This is a genomic window from Aeromonas sp. 600948 (genome assembly GCF_049174875.1).
Taxonomy (GTDB): domain Bacteria; phylum Pseudomonadota; class Gammaproteobacteria; order Enterobacterales; family Aeromonadaceae; genus Aeromonas; species Aeromonas veronii_A.
This window is the reverse complement of the sequence record NZ_JAAKTY010000012.1, coordinates 1-17,981: the sequence shown is the minus strand read 5'-3', so window position 1 is coordinate 17,981 and position 17,981 is coordinate 1. Positions and strand designations below refer to the sequence as shown.

The 17,981-nt window shown below is 59.2% G+C and carries 15 protein-coding genes, 1 riboswitch and 1 other annotated feature; of the genes, 3 read left to right on the top strand and 12 right to left on the bottom strand.

Annotated features, from left to right (window positions below):
- Position 1: 1 nt before the first annotated feature.
- The 8 genes from phrB to G5182_RS11705 all read right to left on the bottom strand — a co-directional run bounded on the left by phrB (position 2) and on the right by G5182_RS11705 (position 6,847).
- Complete coding sequence (gene phrB, locus G5182_RS11740) at positions 2 to 1,423, bottom strand: deoxyribodipyrimidine photo-lyase (protein ID WP_335875243.1); 1,422 nt, start codon at positions 1,421 to 1,423, stop codon at positions 2 to 4.
- The gene (locus G5182_RS11735; RefSeq protein ID WP_421252010.1) at positions 1,420 to 2,307 is read right to left on the bottom strand and encodes a MerR family transcriptional regulator; all 888 of its coding nucleotides are present in this window, start codon (positions 2,305 to 2,307) and stop codon (positions 1,420 to 1,422) included. The genes phrB and G5182_RS11735 overlap by 4 nt, the downstream gene beginning before the upstream one ends.
- 69 nt (positions 2,308 to 2,376) lie before the next feature.
- The gene (locus G5182_RS11730; protein ID WP_005343644.1) at positions 2,377 to 3,324 is read right to left on the bottom strand and encodes a YbgA family protein; all 948 of its coding nucleotides are present in this window, start codon (positions 3,322 to 3,324) and stop codon (positions 2,377 to 2,379) included.
- 180 nt (positions 3,325 to 3,504) lie between these two features.
- The gene (locus G5182_RS11725) at positions 3,505 to 4,155 is read right to left on the bottom strand and encodes a porin family protein (protein WP_216979351.1); all 651 of its coding nucleotides are present in this window, start codon (positions 4,153 to 4,155) and stop codon (positions 3,505 to 3,507) included.
- A gap of 188 nt (positions 4,156 to 4,343) precedes the next feature.
- On the bottom strand, positions 4,344 to 4,916 hold the full coding sequence (locus tag G5182_RS11720; protein WP_216979352.1) for a DUF3157 family protein: 573 nt from the start codon (positions 4,914 to 4,916) through the stop codon (positions 4,344 to 4,346).
- A gap of 106 nt (positions 4,917 to 5,022) precedes the next feature.
- Entirely contained in the window at positions 5,023 to 5,859 is an 837-nt protein-coding gene (locus tag G5182_RS11715; protein WP_216979353.1) for a hypothetical protein, read from the bottom strand.
- Between the two features lie 79 nt (positions 5,860 to 5,938).
- Positions 5,939 to 6,217 carry a DUF6482 family protein gene (locus G5182_RS11710; RefSeq protein ID WP_216979354.1) on the bottom strand — a complete coding sequence of 93 codons (279 nt, stop codon included), beginning with the start codon at positions 6,215 to 6,217 and terminating at the stop codon, positions 5,939 to 5,941.
- A gap of 18 nt (positions 6,218 to 6,235) precedes the next feature.
- A complete protein-coding gene (locus tag G5182_RS11705; RefSeq protein ID WP_216979355.1) occupies positions 6,236 to 6,847 on the bottom strand; it encodes an HAD family hydrolase in 612 nt (203 codons plus the stop codon).
- A 170-nt stretch (positions 6,848 to 7,017) separates the two neighbouring features.
- Positions 7,018 to 7,139: a sequence feature (Phe leader region), on the top strand.
- 38 nt (positions 7,140 to 7,177) lie between these two features.
- Between G5182_RS11705 and pheA the strand changes: the two genes are divergently transcribed.
- Positions 7,178 to 8,350 (top strand): prephenate dehydratase, encoded by a 1,173-nt coding sequence (gene pheA / locus G5182_RS11700; protein WP_005343631.1) that lies wholly within the window; start codon positions 7,178 to 7,180, stop codon positions 8,348 to 8,350.
- 88 nt (positions 8,351 to 8,438) lie between these two features.
- Here the strand turns inward: pheA and G5182_RS11695 are convergent, their stop codons facing one another.
- Both G5182_RS11695 and G5182_RS11690 read right to left on the bottom strand, forming a co-directional pair.
- Positions 8,439 to 8,864, bottom strand: a complete 426-nt coding sequence (locus G5182_RS11695) for an LPP20 family lipoprotein (protein WP_005338717.1) — start codon at positions 8,862 to 8,864, stop codon at positions 8,439 to 8,441.
- A 10-nt stretch (positions 8,865 to 8,874) separates the two neighbouring features.
- Positions 8,875 to 9,495 carry a FlgO family outer membrane protein gene (locus tag G5182_RS11690; protein WP_216979356.1) on the bottom strand — a complete coding sequence of 207 codons (621 nt, stop codon included), beginning with the start codon at positions 9,493 to 9,495 and terminating at the stop codon, positions 8,875 to 8,877.
- Positions 9,496 to 9,713: 218 nt separating this feature from the next.
- Between G5182_RS11690 and G5182_RS11685 the strand changes: the two genes are divergently transcribed.
- Positions 9,714 to 10,868 carry a flagellar assembly protein FlgT gene (locus tag G5182_RS11685; RefSeq protein ID WP_421254403.1) on the top strand — a complete coding sequence of 385 codons (1,155 nt, stop codon included), beginning with the start codon at positions 9,714 to 9,716 and terminating at the stop codon, positions 10,866 to 10,868.
- Between the two features lie 76 nt (positions 10,869 to 10,944).
- Here G5182_RS11685 and G5182_RS11680 read toward each other — a convergent pair whose 3' ends face one another.
- A complete protein-coding gene (locus G5182_RS11680) occupies positions 10,945 to 11,889 on the bottom strand; it encodes a chemotaxis protein CheV (protein ID WP_421254402.1) in 945 nt (314 codons plus the stop codon).
- 139 nt (positions 11,890 to 12,028) lie between these two features.
- A complete protein-coding gene (locus G5182_RS11675; protein WP_421254401.1) occupies positions 12,029 to 15,058 on the bottom strand; it encodes a glycosyl hydrolase family 18 protein in 3,030 nt (1,009 codons plus the stop codon).
- Positions 15,059 to 15,173: 115 nt separating this feature from the next.
- Positions 15,174 to 15,259, bottom strand: a riboswitch (cyclic di-GMP riboswitch).
- A 296-nt stretch (positions 15,260 to 15,555) separates the two neighbouring features.
- Here G5182_RS11675 and G5182_RS11670 point away from each other — a divergent pair.
- Complete coding sequence (locus G5182_RS11670) at positions 15,556 to 17,739, top strand: ExeM/NucH family extracellular endonuclease (RefSeq protein WP_421209776.1); 2,184 nt, start codon at positions 15,556 to 15,558, stop codon at positions 17,737 to 17,739.
- Positions 17,740 to 17,981: the final 242 nt, after the last annotated feature.

Genomic DNA, 17,981 nt, shown 5'->3' with positions numbered 1-17,981 from the left:
CCTATTTCTCCAGAGAGCGAAACATCTCGATGGCTCTCACCCGGGCAACGGCGTGATCCACCATGGGTGCCGGATAATCCTGTCGCCCCTTGAGTCGCAGCCAGTCGTGGGGCTGATGCACATAAGCGGCAGGAATATCGGCAAGTTCAGTTACCCAGGTACGGATAAACTCCCCTTGTGGATCAAATCGTTGCCCCTGAGTGGTGGGGTTGAAGATCCGAAAGTAGGGGGCGGCATCGGCACCGGTGCCTGCAGCCCACTGCCAGCCACCGTTGTTGGCTGCCAGATCCCCGTCGATCAGTCGACTCATGAAGTAATCCTCCCCGAGCCGCCAGTGGATATGGAGATCCTTGGTGAGAAAGCTCGCCACTATCATTCGCAGCCGGTTGTGCATCCAGCCGGTGGTGTTGAGACAACGCATCGCTGCATCAACGATGGGGTAGCCGGTACGGCCCTCGCACCAGGCGGCGAAGGCATCCGGGTCCCAGCTCCACGGCAAGGCTGCCGTCTCTGGTTTGAAGGGGCGATTCATGGAGAGGGTCGGGATCAGCACCAGCAGGTGGCGATAGAACTCACGCCAGATGAGCTCATTGAGCCAGACAAAGCCGGGCTGGGCCTTGGACTGGGGCCGATAGCCAAGCCGCTGCTGAAGCGCCGCCACACACTGACGAGGACTGATGATGCCCGCCGCCAGATAGGGGGAAAGCACAGAGGTGCCCGCGATGGCAGGAAAATCCCGGGTCTCGCCATAGTCGAGCACCGCCTGCTCCAGAAAAATGTTCAAACGACGCAGAGCTTCCACCTCGCCCACAGGCCAGCGGGGGTCTGCCGTCAGTTCGCCAAGGGCGGCATCGACGAAGTCCCGCTCGGCCAGCGGCTGCCACGGCAGCGGCTCACCACGAGCAGTGGGCGCGCGATGAATGACAAACCCCTCCTCGTCGAGGGCCTTGAGCCAGGCACGGCTAAAAGGAGTGAAGACCTTGAACATCTCACCCGAGCCGGTCAGCACCCGCCCCGGCGGCAATACGCAACAGCCGTTGAGCCAGTGACAACTCACCGCCTGTTCTGCCAGCGCGGCGCTGACAGCGTGGTCGCGACGCTGCTCGTCGATCTCGATAGCCTGATTGGCATAGAGCTGGGTCACCCCCTGCTCGCGGCATAGGTCTGCCAACGCAGCGGGCGCCTCGGCAAAAGTCTCCACTCGCAGCAGATGGAGCGGGATGCCGAGGGCCGCCAGCTCGCGGCCCAGCACATCGACCTGCGCCAACATAAAGCGCTGACGAATCGGGGCCATTTTGTGCTGCCGCCACTGGGTGGGAGAGATGATAAAGAGCGCGGCCACCGGCTCATCACCGGCGCAGGCATGCCGTAGCGCCGGGTTGTCGGCAAGGCGCAGATCGTTGCGCAACCAGACCAGCTTCATGATTTTTTCCTCCCGCGTCCGCTGGCACCAGCCGCAGCAGGTGCGTCCACCATCAGCTCGGCAAGGCTCGCCTGCCAGCCGTGGGCTTTAAGCCACTCATCATCGTAGAGACGGCCCAGTTCGCCAAACAGGCGCGTGCCTGCAGGCCACCCGGCGGCCAGCTCCGGTTTGCCAAGACCAGCTCCCAGCAGTACCAGCCAGGGGGTAACGGCACGCCCCTCCAGCAAGCTGGCATGGCGAGGCTCTACCGCTCCCAGCAGTTGCACCTCATAGCCTTGACCGATCAGCTCGTAAGCGGCCCACACCAGATCGAGGGGGCCGACCTGTCCCCAGCTCACCAAGGTGATCGGCACGCCCTTCTCCTGCTCGATCAGGTGGCGGGCGAAGCGGGTATGGAACCAGCCCAGCCACACCTGTTGCAGCAGCTCGCCATCGGGCCGCTCGCGCCACAACCCCAGCAGCCGCTCCACCAGCGGTTGCAGTACCCGGCTGCGCACCAGCTCGAACGGGTAGCTAGCCAGCAAATCGTTGAGCTCAGCCTCCGCCTTGCGCTGGTTGAAGGCGAGTAACGCCTGACTGAACTGCTCCAGAGTCTGCTGCCAGTGATCGCTCACCGGCTCGGAATGGGGTTCGCTCAGGAGCCCCTTCACCTGCCCGATACTCACACCCCGCTCCAGCCAGCTCAGGATCTCGCCGATTTGGCGGATATCCTGCTCGCTGTAGAGGCGGTGGCCCTTTTCGGTGCGGGCCGGTTGCACCAGACCATAGCGGCGCTGCCAGGCACGCAGGGTCACGGCGTTGACGCCGGTGAGACGGGAGACCTCGCGAATGGGGTAGATCCCCTCATCAGCCAGAGGAGCAACTTCTTGCGATAAATCAGACATGACAACGTCCATCAAACAGAGGTGTAAAGCGCCCCGATGCAAACCATGCGCCGGGGCAACAGAACGGATTCAGAGCCCGTAACGCAATTTGAGCGTATCGGGGTGCGGATTGAGATAAACCTGCTCGGCGAGATAGGGATTGGGGTACTCGCGCAGGTAGTGGCGGATCAAGGTGAGCGGCACCAGCAAGGGGAAGATGCCGGTGCGGTACTTGTCGATGGTATCGGCCAGCTCCTGCTTCTGGGCCGGGGTCAGCACCCGCTTGAAGTAGCCCTGCAGGTGCATCAGCACATTGGTGTGGCTGCGACGGTTGGCCCGCAGGGTCAGCGCGGTCATCAATCCCTTGATGTAGTTGTCGGCCACCTCCTGCAAATTGGTGGACTTGCCCAGATTGCCGAGCAGCTTGCCGAGCGCCCTGTAGTGGGTGGTGGCGTGGGAGAGCACCAGATACTTGTAGCGGGAGTGGAAGCGGATCAGCGCAGAGGCGGTGATACCACGCGCACAGAGCTGCTGCCAGTCGTGGTAAGCGAAGACCCGCAGCACGAAATTCTCCCGCAGGATGGGATCACAGAGCCGGCCATCCTCTTCCACCGGCAACAGGGGGTTGGCCTCCATCAACGCCTTGGCAAAGAGGCCGATCCCCTCCTTGGCGCTCCCCTCATTGTTGGCGCCATAGACCTTGACCCGCTCCATACCGCAGCTGGGTGATTTGGCACAGAGGATATAGCCGGAGATGAAGTCGAGCTGGCGTGCCTTCTGCTCGCTGAACGCAATCAGCTTTTCAGTGACATCGAAGCTACCATTGCTCGCCTCGGCACGGATCTCGCCGTTGCGCTTGACCAGCCGGATGGCGGCGCGAGGCGCCCCCAGACCGATAGCCATCTCGGGACAGACGGGGTGATAGTCAAAGTGAGCGCCAAGATCCCGTTCGCAGAAGCTGGAGCGCTTGTGGCCCCCGTCGAAACGCACCTCTTGTCCCAGCAGGCAAGCACTGATACCGACTTTAATCTTGTACATGATGGCACTCCTTGTATAAACCTTGATTCAGTTATAGCAGTTATACAAAAAAATGGAAGTTGTATAACTATCGCCGACTGATACGACACAAGGAGAAAAAAGAGATCACTGGAAAACGAAAAAACCCATGGCGAACGCCATGGGTAAAAATCAAGACACTACGGACTACTGGAAGGGGGATTAGAAACTGTATTTCACACCCAGGCTGGAGATGGAGCCTTTCTGCAGATCCCAGCTGCGATAGGTGTAGTCGGCAGTCAGCGCCCAGTTCTGGTTGAGCTTGTAAGCACCGCCTACCTTGAAGTCATGCATATCATCGGTCATGTTGGCGTAACGGTAAGCCGTGGAAAGCTCGATGTCGCCGATGTCGTAGCGCAGACCCACTTCACCGTACATGCTGCCACTATCCTTGCGAGCCACTTCGTCCCATCCCTTGTTGTTCTTGGCCAGCTCACGCTCAAGTTGATAGCCCATCAAACCGGTTTCGCCATAGAGATTGAGTCCTGTGCTCAGCGGGGTAAAGACACCGATACCCAGGCTGGAGATGGACATGCTGTCATTGCCGTCGTTGCGGGAGGTGAATTCGGTTCCGGCACGACCGTAGAAGTTGGAGCCAAAGCTCTTTGAGAGGTCCAGGCTCAGACCACCAAAATCACGGGTACCTTTGCTGGCAGCATCACGGGGAAATGCAGCGCTGTCTTGGCTAAGGTAATCAGACTTGGTGTGCGCCCAGGTCAAACCGCCCTTTGCGTAGCTGAACGCATCCTGTGCCAGAGCGGAAGTAGAGGCGAAACCGGCCAGAACCAGAAGAGATACAGTTGCTTTTTTCATGATGATAACTCCATGTGATTGGGCCCGTTGCTAGCGAGCTGGTATGGAGTCATTGTGCGGTCAGCATCCCGGCTTGCCGAGCGGCAAGCTGTTGCAAAACCATGTCAGATGTAAGCAGATATTTCCCGAGATGTCAGGGGTAACAAATTGCCGGCCCAATCGGTTTGCATGGGCCGGACAACACCAAATCAGCGGAAGACCACCTCATCAATTTCGACCCTGACCAAGGGCTGCCCGGTCAATCCGGCAGGACGGGGGATCTCGAGGGCCAACGACGGACGGACTTGCCCCTTGCGCAGATAGGTCTCCGGCAGGCGGTTCTCGGCAACCCAGAAACGGGCCTCCTGACGGCTCAGCTGCACTCCATCAGCACTGAACAGGGTCACCATGCCACGCACCCCGACCACATTGCGGGTGCCGGTATTGCTCACCATAAAGGTCAGCACCAGCGGGTCAGATCCCTCGATCTTGTCCAGCTTGACCACCACACCGTCGCGTGCCATCTGGGCAAGCAGCTCCGGATTGGCCTTGGCCTGATCGGTCAGCACCGGAGCAGCAACGGCCACCACGGCCCCAGCCTTCCCATCAGCAGCCACGCCCTGTACGGACTCGGCCGGTTTGACCACCAGATACTCCCAGGTAAAGTCATCGTTGAGCTGAACCTGCCGACCATCGGGCAGCGTCACCTGAGAAAGAGGGGCTGCCTGCGCCAACACGGGGGAGAGGCACAGGGCAATCAGCAGACGGGAGAAGGGTTTCATAGGGCGAAGCTCGGCAACAGGTGAAAGGGCGACAGTATAAACAGTCCCGCCACCCCTTGCCTATGACAGCACTCACGTTCTGGCTCCGGCGTCGCTTGCCCACGGGCTAGATGGCAAGATCGTGCCGCTCTTTGTGCGCCATATCCAGAGTCACCAGATCGAACTCGGTCCTCTTGAGGGCAGAGAGAATATCCGATTGCATATCAAAGGCCTGAGCACGCTGATGCTCGGGCAGACGCACCCGGGCCAGGGTGGTGGAGCAGTCGCACAGGGTATGGAAAAAGACCTGCGCCTCATCCAGCCCCATGTCGGCCAGCATCTGTTCGGCCTGATCCACCATTCGTAGATAACGTTGCTTCAACTGCCGTGGATTGGTGAAGCGATTGCTGAGGCAACCGTTGCTCCCTTTGCCCCAACGACCGAGCTGACGCTTGTTGAAGCCATAGCGAAAATCACGGCTCATCACCCCGTTATCGGCAAAAAACCAGATGGTGTTGGCAGGCAGTGAGCCGAACTGGGCAAGATAGTCATCACGCTCCTCCACCGCGGCCGGAACCAGCAACGGCAGATGAGCCCATTCCGGACGAGCCTGCACATACTCACCAATGCGGCGAACCGGATCGATCAACCCCTCCATATTCGGCAGGCGATCGCAAAAGATGATTTCGTCACTCTTGATGACCCAGTGATCGATGCCATAACGCTGGCAATAACGGCGGGCTCGGGCCACTTCGCTGCGGCTGCGGGTCGGATTATCGAGGGTAATTGCGTGGATTTTCACACCGGCAGCACGGCACAAATCGATGCTGTAACAGGATTCCAACCGTCCCGAAAAAGAGACTATCAGCTCGTCAAAATTTGCCAGTCGCTCAATCAGCTGCAGCTCCCTAGCTTGAAAAGAGTGATCATATCCCTGATTCAAGACAACAACATTGGCATCCATTAAACAGCTCCGGATGATAAACAGGTGGCTTATTGTGCGGGAAATAAGCTGAATAGGCCCTTACAGTGTCAGGTTAAAATTAAAACTTGATGATTATTTCCCGTGATTCATCCATAAAATCAATACCTTGAGCGTCATACACTCGCAATCTGGCCTGATGTACCCGATGGGCTCGCAAAAAGCCCTGCGCCTGATCCAGCGAGGTGAAGGTCAGGTGCTCCCCCTCGCTGTCGGTCAGACAGAGGTACTCCCCTTCCGCCTCGATACAGAGCTGATAACCACTGCCATCCTTGCAGGCGATGATCAGGGTCGCCTCGGGATAATGACTGAGCCAATTGCGAAACCGGCCATGCTCCATAGTGCTCCTGAAGGGGCATCACCCCTTGCCGGTGGCGGGCAAACAGCCCAGCTCACCCAGTTGCTGACGACAACTCGCCGCGTCGGTAAAAACGATCCCCCTGATACCGAGGGCCTCGGCGGCCGCGATGTTGGCAGGACTGTCATCGATGAAGATGCACTCTGCCGGTTTCAGATCGAACGACACCAGCAGATAGCGGTAGATATTCGGCTCCGGCTTCATCATCCGCACCCGCGCCGAGACCACCTTGCCGCTGAAGAAGCGCCAGAAATCCTGATGCTGCTCCAACCAGTCGATGCTGGCATGACCCATGTTGGAGAGGGCATACAGAGTGTGCCCCGCCCCGTGCAGCTCGGCTATCAGGGTTAGCATAGCGGGATCTGGCAGCAGGGAAGCGGGAACTGCCTGTAAAATGGCCAGATTCTGTGCCGCCGAGAGGCCTGTGCGCGCTTGCGCTTCCCGGGCCATGGTGTGGAGCGACATGGTGCCTCTGTCTACCTCCAGCCAGTCCGGGTGGTTAAAGAGCCGCTCGGCCAACTGTTCGGCCCCTTGCGGGCCACGCACGGAACGCACTATGTCTACCGGATCCCAGCTCACCACCACCCGTCCCAGATCGAAAATAATCGCCATCGTCTTTACCTCCCCCACTGGGTGTCAGTCATCAAAACAGAGTCAATAGAACATCGCTCATACGCCATTTTCTTAACCGGATACCCTGCCCCCATCCCCGCCCGCGGGCAAGTTTTACTTGCATCAGACCGGCAAATCCCTTAATGGTTATGACGTTACTTCAAGGACACACCTATGCACGCACCATTCTTCTTTGCTTTCTCGTTTATCCGGCCCGCTTGAGGGAAGGCCTGTCGTCGTGTGAACAGAAAGCAAAGACGAATCGAGCCTCCCCTAGCGGAGGCTTTTTTTTGCATTAATATCAATCGATTACTTGGATAGGGAACAATCATGGCAACGCTCGACGAGATCAGACAAGACATCACCCGGTTGGATCAGGAGCTGCTTGCCCTGCTGGCGAAACGCAAGACCCTCAGCATCGAGGTCGCCCGTGCCAAGCAAGCCAACCCGCGTCCCATCCGTGACCACCAGAGGGAGCAGGAGCTGCTGGTCGCCCTGATCCAGAAAGGGCGCGTGCTGGGGCTGGATGCCCAGTACATCACCCGTATCTATCACACCATCATCGAAGACTCAGTGCTCTCCCAGCAGGCCTATCTGCAGAGCCTGCTCAACCCGGAGCAGCAGGAGCCGATGACCAGCGTCGCCTATCTTGGGCCGCGCGGTTCCTACTCCAGCCTGGCCGCCCGCAAATATCTGGCGCGCTACAAGGATCAGGTGATCGAAGTAAACTGCCAGAACTTCCGTGAAGTACTGGATGCGGTGGAGTCGGGTCGCGCCGCCTTCGGCGTGCTGCCCATCGAAAACACCAGCTCTGGCTCTATCAACGAAGTCTATGACGTGATGCAACACACCAGCCTCTCCATCGTCGGCGAGCTCACCTACCCCATCGAGCACTGCATCCTCACCGCCGTGCCGACCGAGCTGAGTCGCATCAAAACCTTCTATGCCCACCCGCAGGTGTTCCAGCAGTGCTCCCACTATCTGAGCAAATTGGAAGGGGCACGCCACGAGATCTGCGACTCCTCCTCCAGTGCCATGATGAAGGTGAAAGAACTGGCCAGCCCGGAGGCCGCCGCCATCGGCAGCGCCGCCGGTGGCGAACTGTATGGTCTGGATGTGCTGGCCGAGCAGCTTGCCAACCAGAAAGAGAACTACAGCCGCTTCATCGTGGTGGCGCGCAAGCCCATCGATGTGGCACCGCAGATCCCGGCCAAGACCACCCTCATCATGTCCACCTCCCAGAAGCCGGGTTCGCTGGTCGAGGCGTTGCTGGTACTGCGCAGCCACGAGATCAACATGACCAAACTGGAGTCCCGTCCGGTGCAGGGCAACCCGTGGGAAGAGATGTTCTATCTCGATGTCTCCGCCAACCTGCAAACCCCGGCGATGCAGGCCGCACTGGTGGAGCTGACCAAGATCACCCGCTATATCAAGGTGCTTGGCTGCTACCCGAGCGAGGATGTGAAACCCACCGCAGTGCCGCCGGTGCTGATGGGGAGCTAACCAGCCCACAACGACAAAAGGCGAGCACACTGCTCGCCTTTTGTTTTGATGCCTGTGTTGATGCCTGTTTTCAGGTCAGGCAATCAACTCAGAACTGACCCGCCATCAACTGATTGATGTTGTAGAGGGCGCGGGTATCGAGCTCCATCTCGGTGGCATAGGTATTGCCGCGCGGATAGGAGGCCACCACCCGGGCACCACGCACCACACCGGCGACCGACACATCCAGCGAGTTGGAGGTCTGGGTCAGGTCACGATAGCTGCTCTGGCCGCGCACCTGCTGACCATTGAGCTGCTCGGCCAGCTCGCGATAGGCATCCATCTTGGAAGCGCGAATGGCTTGCAGCATCTTCTCCGACTGGGAGGGACCGGGCTGGATGTCGATCACCGCATAGCCCACCGCCTTGAGCACCGGAAAATCATCGGGTTTGCCACCCTGGGTGTAATCCACCACCCGGTTGCCGCTGCAACCGGTGAGCAAGAGTGCCAACAGGCAACCAAACAGGATCTTCATGACTCGCTCCTCACGGGGTCAGGTTGACCAGATGACCGCCCGGCCGGGCCTGACTGTCACGCATCAGATAACCGCGATTGATCGATGCCCGACCAAACGAGTTGTTAGCACCGAACAGATATTTTTGCGGGATCAGGCTCTGGGCCGTGGTCTCAACCATCTTGGTGCGCATGTCGATAACGCGGGCATTGACCAGGATCCCCTTGCTGTTGCGGCTGAAGGTGCCGACCAGAATGCGGGAGATCGGCAAACGGGAAGAGAGCTCCTTATAGTTGCGGCTCAGCACGAAGTCCCCCTGCGGCGTCACCTTGATGCTACCGGTCAGCTTGAAGTCCACCACCACCTCGCCGCGGCGGTTGAGCTCGTAGATAAAGCTCTCCTCAATCTGCTGCCCCATCCAGTTGGTATCCTGCAGGGTATCGAGATCGACGAAAGAGGCCACCGCGATGGGCTCGGTCAGGGTGGTCAGTGATTTGCGCTCCATCAACTGATCGGTCATGCGCGCCACCAGCCAGTTGAGCTCCATCCCCTGCGCCGCCTGGCGGGGGTCACCCAGATCCCGATTGATAGGGTCGGAGCCGCATCCGGTCAATGCCAGGGCGAGCGCCAACGCCGTGATGAGTTTGTTCATGGATACCTTTCCTGTATCTGCACCTGATTTGTTATCGGACGCGCCGGACAAAGCTTGAGCCGGGAATGAGGCATGATTCTTGCTGAAACACTCGTTGTTAAGCCAATCTCTGGCGGATGGTCAGAAAAACGCCATCGAACAACTGTTGTGATCCATGTCGGCCCGCCATGATCTCTTCAAGAGAAGAGGCTGCGAGTCGCCTAATCAAGGTATCTGCTATGAAATTACCGCTGCTGTTGACCCTGCTGCTGGCCAGCCTGAGCGCCCGAGCCGAGCTTATCGAAGCGCAGGGCAGCGCCGCCATTCTGGGGGGCGATGAGGTCTATGCCCGCGAGCAGGCGACCCGCGACGCCCTGCGTCAGGCGCTGCTGGCCAGCGGCGCGGCCGTTTCCAGCGTCCAGCGTCTGGAAAATGGCAGCCTGCGATCCGAGCAGATCCAGATCCGCTCCGGCGGCGACATTCGCCAATACCGGCTCAAGCGGGAAGAGGTGCGCAACGGCCGCATGTACATCACGCTAGTGGCCGACATTCAGGCCGAACGCCAGATCTGCCAGACCCAGCACTTCGCCAAGGATTTGACACTGGTCAGGCTGCGAATGCGCTATCCGGACCAAGCCAGCTACGGCGCCATGGACGACATGCCGGAAAACCTCTCGCGACGACTGTTCGAGACCCTCGCCAATGCGCCGCAAGGGGTCGCGGTGCGCCAGTGGCTGGATGAAAACCTGCGCATCGATCCGCTCCATCTGCAACAGGGAGATCGCAGCGCCCTCGAGGAGATCAAGGCGCTCAGCCTGCGTACCGACAGCCAGTATCTGGTGCTCGGCAGCATCGACGATCTCTCCATAGAGCCGCAGGGCAACCAGCTGACCAGCTGGTATGAGGATCCGGTGCGCAACTTTCGCATGCAGCTCTACCTGTTCGACGGTATTAACGGCAGTCTGATCAACCGCAAGGTCTACGAAGGACGTGCCACCTGGACCTTTGGCAAGCGGGAACAGGTGGGCAGCAGCAGCGGCCAGTTCTGGCAATCGAGCTATGGCCAGGAGGTCAACTACCAGTTGCAGCAGGCGGCTCAAGATCTGGTAGCCCAGCTCACCTGCGCCCCGGTCACCGCCCGGGTGGTAGGCCAGAACGAACGTGGCCCCTACATCAATCTGGGGCGGCGCAACGGCGTCAAACTCGGCGACCAGTTCAGGATCCAGCACAACGCCGACTTCATCGACTCCTACGGCAAGTCCCGCATGATGCGCAACCCAGCCGACGGCCTGTTCGAAGTGGTGCAGGTATTCGACGATGGCGCCATCATCAGCAGCCAGAACAAATATTCGCCGTTTAACATCCAGAATGGGGATTTGGCAGTATTGGAATAGGTGCCAGAGAGTTACCGGCGCTTACGGCATCTCCCGAGCTTCCCGTTGTTATGGTTCACCAGTGGATTGGTATCGGTCAGTTTCCCAACACCTGACGCAACCTCTCCTGCGCAACGCCCACCAGCAGGTCGGGCTGGAACTTGGAGATAAAGCGATCACAACCCACCTTCTTGACCATGGCTTCGTTGAAGTTGCCGCTCAGGGAGGTATTGAGGGTGATAAAGAGATCGGACATGCGCGGATCACTGCGCACCTCGTGGGTCAGCCGGTAGCCGTCCATCTCAGGCATCTCGGCATCGGTGATCATCAGCAGGATCTCGTTGGTCACCTTCTTGCCAGCATCGCACCACCCCTTGAGCAGGGTCAGCGCCTGCAAGCCATCCTGACACTCGATAACCTCGAGTCCCAGCTGGCCAAGAGTCTCACGCACCTGGGTACGGGCGGTGCTGGAATCATCGACGATCAGCACTTTGCGTCCATGCATCTCGGGCAGGATCTCCCGGTCCAGCACCTCCTCGGAGATGCGGATGTCATAGGTGATGATCTCCGCCAGCACCTTCTCCACATCGATGATCTCGACGATCTGCTCCACTCCATCTTCGGGAATGCGGGTGATGGCGGTGAGGTAGTTGGCGCGCCCGGCGGAGCGCGGCGGCGGCAGTATATCCTTCCAGGTCATGTTGACGATGTTGGCCACCTGCCCCACCAGAAAGCCCTGAATGGTACGGTTGTATTCGGTGATGATGAGGTTGGATTCACTGTCGATGGGCATGGGACGCATGCCGATGGCGCTGCGCAGGTTGATCACCGGGATCGAGGTACCGCGGATATTGGCCACCCCGCTGATATTGTGATGGGAGCCCGGCATCTTGCTCAGATGGGGCAACTTGACCACTTCCCGTACCTTGAAGACGTTGATGGCGAACATCTGACGGGTGCCGAGACGAAACATCAACAACTCGAGGCGGTTTTCCCCCACCAGTTGAGTTCGTTGATCAACGGAATCCAATATACTCGCCATACGCTGATATCCATCTGATTATTAATCGACTCTATTATAGAGGCTGCCCGCCAGGAAAGGCAGGCGCATTTTCAACCAGAGCGACCAACCAGACAAAAAAAGTGAGGCCGAAGCCTCACTTATCTCATTGATTTTAAAATCAATAGCTACAGACAGACTTCCAGCTGCCATCGGTTGCCTTGGGCTCGCTGCTGGTCCACCAGTTTGCTTGCCACACCATCTTGTTATGGGTGATGCGATCTCCGCCATTGGCATGATCCCCCTGCGGCCAGCTCGGATAGGCCTTGTAGGCCGCCGGATTGACGTTCTGGCTGCTGCAGCTGGTGCCCGGATTCTCGCCACCACCCGAGCCCAGCACGGCCTCCGGCAGGGTAGGGAACTCGGCCTTGAGACCAATGGTCTGGCTGCCGCTGATGATGCGCATACCGCTTGGCACGCCAGCGGCGGGCAGGTAGTAGGTCATGGCGACTTCAATCTCGGCCCCCGGTGCCAGGGTCTGCCATCCCGGCAGGTTCATGGCGACCTTGTGGAAGTCCTTCTCATTGGCAATGCCTTCCGAGTTGTCGTTGCCACCGCTCTCCACCACTTTCAGGCCCATGCCACTCTGATCCGTGATGGTGTCAGAGGTAGAGGTGGGCACCAGAAACTCGATGCGCGCGCCGCCCGGAATGGTCTGGGTCGACTTGTTGACCAGCTTGAGTTTCGGGTTGATCGGATAGTTGGAGTCCCCTTCCTTGAAGCCGGAGAGGCTGACCTGGATGTCGAGCTGGGCGCTCGGCGCGGCCAGATCGTTTTGCTTGGTGTTGTACGGAGTTGCCTTGGCAAACTTCTCATAAGCCAGGGTGGTCAGGGTACTGCCCATGCCGTACTCGTTCTTGGCCGGATCGAAGGCGTAATCACCCGCCATCTCCCAGAACATCACGCCACCCAGACCGCGCTTGATGATGTAGTCGAGCTTGTGGCCCATGGACTCTTCATCTTCGGTTGAGAGGAACACCTTCTTCTCTTCGTTCCACAGCCAGGGCGCGTGGGCCTTGTCATCGTAGTAACGCACATACTTGCCCTGCATCACGTGAGCCGGATTGTTGGGATCCAGACCCCAGGCAGTGCCATAACTTGGCAATGTGGTGATGCCGAGGCTGGCCGCATGCTCCAGGTTCTTGGCATGCCACATGGGCACGGCGCCACCGCCGATCTCTTTGCCGTTCTTGTCGAGATCATGCCAGATGTTGTCGATGCCGACCGCCCCGTTGCCGCACGGAATGGTGCTGCCACCTGTGCCCGGCTGGCACTCGTTCTGGCTCGGCAGGGCTGCCTTGCCACCCAGCCCATGACTGCCACCGCTCACCCCCTGCCAACCGCGGGTGTAATAGGGCACGCCAACGTTGATCTTGCCAGCCGCCAGCGCACCGCGGAAGTAGTGGGCAGACCAGGCCGCGTTGAGGTAACCGATACCGCCAAACTGGGTCTGGGTATAGACGCCCCAGTGGGAGAGCTCGGGGTCGGCATTGTTGTCGAACAGGGCCGCGTTGTGACCGACAAAGTGGTTCCAGGCACCGTGGAAGTCATAGGTCATCAGGTTGACGTAATCGAGGTACTGGGTGACCTGGAAGTTCTCCATCCCGCGCAGCAGATAGGCCGAGGCCGGTGAGGCGATGGTCAGCATATACTTGCGGCCATCTTCGTTACCGGCGTTGTCGAGCCGCGCCCGCAAGGTCTTCATCAACACCTCGTAATTGGCAAACAGCTTGGCCCGGCACTGGTTGGAGAGCGGGAAATCGTTGGGGTTGCCCGCATCTTTCATCGAGGTGGGGTATTCGTAGTCGATATCGACCCCGTCAAAACCGTACTGGCGGATAAAACTCACCGCCGAGTCAGCCAGGGTGTTGATACCGGCAGTATTGACCGAGCAGTCGCCTTTGGTAGTGGCGGTGTAGAAGCCGCGGGTATCGGCCCAGCCGCCGACCGAGATCAGGGTCTTCACGTCCGGATACTGCTTCTTGTACTTCGACAGCAGGTTGAAGTGGCCCTTGTAGGCGAATTCAGGATCCATCTCGGCACCCGGCACGCCATCCCAGGTCATCTTGGTGGCTGCATCGTCCACCTTGATGGTGTGGCTCTGCTCGTCCACCGCCGCGAAGGCATAGTTGATGTGGGTGATCTTGTCCCAGGGAATGTCGCTCACCAGATAGGAGGGCAAGCCGTTCTTGCCGGTACGCCAGGAGGTGAAATAACCGATGACCCGACGGGCGTGGTCATCCCCCATGCACTCGTAGCCGTCCGGGCGGTAGATCTGGCGAATGTCGCAGGAGAGGTTGCCGCCGGTGGGCGGCAGGGCTGCCTCTTCCACCTGTACGTCGACCTGGCTCGATTCGCCGCTCAGGTTCTCCTTGTCGGTCGCCACCAGCTTGAGGCCGGCCAGCCCCTTGCTCTGGGGCGTCCAGTTCACCTGCCAGGGGGCACTGGTGTCTTCGCCCACCTTCTTGCCATCGACGAACAGCTCGACCTTGGCGACGTCGTTGTTGGCATCGGTGACGTTGCCGCTCACCGCCACGCTGCGACCCAGGGTCACCTTGGCGCCGCTGGCCGGACTGCTGATGCTCACCTTGGGCGCCTCCGGCGCCACCACGGCGGCGACGTTGAAGCTCGAATCCGCCTCGCTCAGCACCTTGCCATCTTTATCCAGTGCCCGTGCCTTGAGGGCATGGGCGCCGACACCGGCGGCACTCCAGCTGCCGTTCCAGGGCGAGGCGCTCGCCGTGGCGACCAGCTTGCCGTTGATGAGGTATTCCACCCGAACCAGCGCCGTCACCGGGCCGCTCAGGGTCACCGCCAGCGCGACGCTGGCCCCCTCGTTGAAACTGGCGCCGGCAGCTGGCGAGCTGACGGCTACGCCGAGTGCCGGTGGCGGCACGTCCCCGCCATACAGCTTCCAGGCATCGGCCCAGACCACACCCACTCCGGGAGCGTAGTGATAGGGCGAGGCCCCGCACCAGCCGGAGTAGGGAAATTCTTTGCACTCATAGAGATTGCCGACGTTGCTGACGATGTCGCCGGCCTTGTAGGCAGTACCGGCCTGATAGGCGGGATAGGCGGCCTGTGCCCAGGCGGGCATGGCAGCCAAAGCCACCAGCATGGCAAGCCTGCTGGGCCTTAGGGTCTGTTGCATATTGTTATCTTCCTTGTTTTGTCTTGGCATTGGTCACCAAGGCAAAGAACAAGCGCAACCTGCGTGATGGGCGCAGACAACTGGCAATGGACCTGCCACAAACGTCACCCTCACCCTGGGAAGCCCCGCTATCTGGATCGCACGCTCTGAAGACCGGAGGCATTGCGTCCCGGCATCTCGACCGGTTTGCCCTTTACCTGGGTTCCGTGAGGAACAAGCCGAGTATAGGAATCAACCAGCTGAGTCTCAATCTTCATTCTCGAAGAAAAATATGTGGTTGCCGGCAGGATCACACTTTCTCACCGACGCACTTGATAGGTCTTTTATCAGTAACTTCAAGATGTTAGCCAAGTCAAAAAAAGCTGCTTTGCGCTCGTTTGTATCCCTGGAATGTGCGTTGGCTCACTGGTATGACATGCCAGAAATGTGACAATGCGCGCCCTTGGTCAACGAGCCAAGGCTATGGAATCACTGGCAAAAATAAAAAAGGAACACCTATGAAAGGTACTCGTACCCTGCTGTCGCTGGCCGTGGGGCTGGCACTTGCATCCTCAGGTGCCCATGCGGCATTTGTCTGCCCGTCCGATCCGGCTCAACTCACCCCCATCCCGACCATTCAGGGCACAGGCTCCGCCAGCGCGCTGGCCACCCAGACCGTGACCGACAAGAACGGCAATGTGACCGGTAAAATCAGCACGGGCACCTTCAACGTTCGCGGTATCGTGACAACGCTGGGCCAAAGTCTGACCAAGGGTTTCTATCTGACCGACCCGGTGGGTGATGGCAATCCGGCCACCTCTGATGGCATCTTTGTCTATCTGAACGACAAGGAGTTTGCGACCAACTATGCCGACATCAAACCGGGGGCAGAACTCTGCCTTGAAGCCAAGGTCGAGGAGTATTACGGCGGCACCCAGCTCAAACCCACCTTCGAATCCAGCAAAGCCCGCCTGCAGGTCACAGCGCAAGGACTGGCGGTGCCGACCAGCGTACTGCAGGTCAATGAAGGGGAGACGCTGGCTCAAGCGCTCAATCGCCACGAAGGGATGCGGGTACGTCTCGACAGCAGCAGTGACCTGCACCTGACCCGCAACTATGGCTTCGACTACAAGGTCTATCGCAACAACGTAGAGTTGGCCCACAAAACCCCGCTGATCAAACCGACCCAACTTCATGTTGCCAACAGTGCGGACGCTGTCGCACTGGCCACCCAAAATGGCAGCAACCGTCTGGTGGTTGAGTCTGATTACAAAGCACCGGATGGCGTACTGCCCTGGTTCCCGAGCTGGGATGCCGATCAGGGATATCTGCGCATCGGTGATCAACTGACCGGGCTGGAGGGGGTCATCGTATACAACAAGGATGCCTTCCGTCTGGTAGTACCGAGCGATATCACCCTGACTGCCGGTGCTCTGCTGCGTAGCCCTGAAGAGGATCGTCAAGACGCGCCAGCTCGCCTCGCTGGCAGCGATCTGCGGATCGGCAGCTTCAACGTACTCAACTACTTCACCAGTCACTCCAGCATTGGCGGCGCACTCAATATCCTGTGCAAGGATCAGGCGGATGCCGACAACGCCAAAGGTTGCAACCGGGGTGCCAAGAGCCAGCCCGAGTTCGAGAAGCAGCGCACCAAGATCGTCAATGCCATTACCGCAATGGATGTCGATCTGCTCGGCCTGATGGAGATGGAGAACAACGGCTTCGAGGATAACTCGGCCCTCAACAATCTGGTGACCCGCCTCAACGAACAGCAGAAGGATGCGAGCAAACACTACGCCTATGTGCGTCTGCCGGTCACTACCCTTACCGATGGCAAGTTCTTCGGCGGAGACGCCATCATGGTGGCGATGATCTACCGTCCTGCCCTGCTCACCCCCAGCGGAGATGCCAGCGTCATCAAGCTGCCGGAGCAGCGCTACACCACAGGTGGTGTGGCCAAGACAGCCGGTCAGCGCGATTCTCTGGTTCAGACCTTCACCCTCGCCAAGAGCAAGGAGCCGCTGACGCTAGTGGTCAACCACCTCAAATCCAAGGGGTCAGGCTGCTACGAAAATGGCGATGGCAAGACAGAACCGGCCGACCTGCAGGGCAAGTGCACCGAGTTCCGGGTCTCTGCCGCCAAGGTGCTGGGTGAGGCGGTCAGCAAACTGCCGGGCCAGGTGCTGCTGGTGGGCGACTTCAACTCCTACGCCAAGGAAGATCCGATCCGGGTGCTGACCGACTACAACCCGGCCACCAGCGAGCGGAAGATCGTATCGGCCTCCCACACCTTTATCGGTGAGCAGCCCTATGAACAGCTCGGTCGCGAAGTGACTCGCAGCTACGGCCTGATCGATCTCAACGTCAAATTCAACAAGGAGAAAGCCATCTCCTACAGCTACGACGGGGAGCTGGGCACCCTGGACTACGCCCTCGCCAACCCGGCGCTGGCCAGCAAGGTGGCAGGTGTCGCCGACTGGCACATCAACTCCTTCGAGAGCTCCCTGTTCGAATACGGCAGCCAGTACACCGGCACATTGCTCAAGTCTGACAACCCCTTCAGTGCCTCCGACCATGATCCCATCATCGTCGACCTGAGACTGGAGAGCGATGCCACCAAACCGGACACCTCCTCAGGCGGTGGTGCGCTGGGACTCGGCCTGCTAGCCCTGTTGCCACTGGCCTGGCGACGTCGCCGTTAACCACAGGCGCATTTGAATAGTGCAAGCAAAGCCCGCGACTCTCGCGGGCTTTTTCATTCAGGTCATTGGATTTACAAATGAAAGGCGCGGACGTATGGAGAAAATAAATGATGGAGAAAACAAAAAGGCCACCGCGATGCGGTGGCCTTATTGCTTCTTGTAACAAGAATTTGGTGGAGCTACGCGGGATCGAACCGCGGACCTCTTGCATGCCATGCAAGCGCTCTCCCAGCTGAGCTATA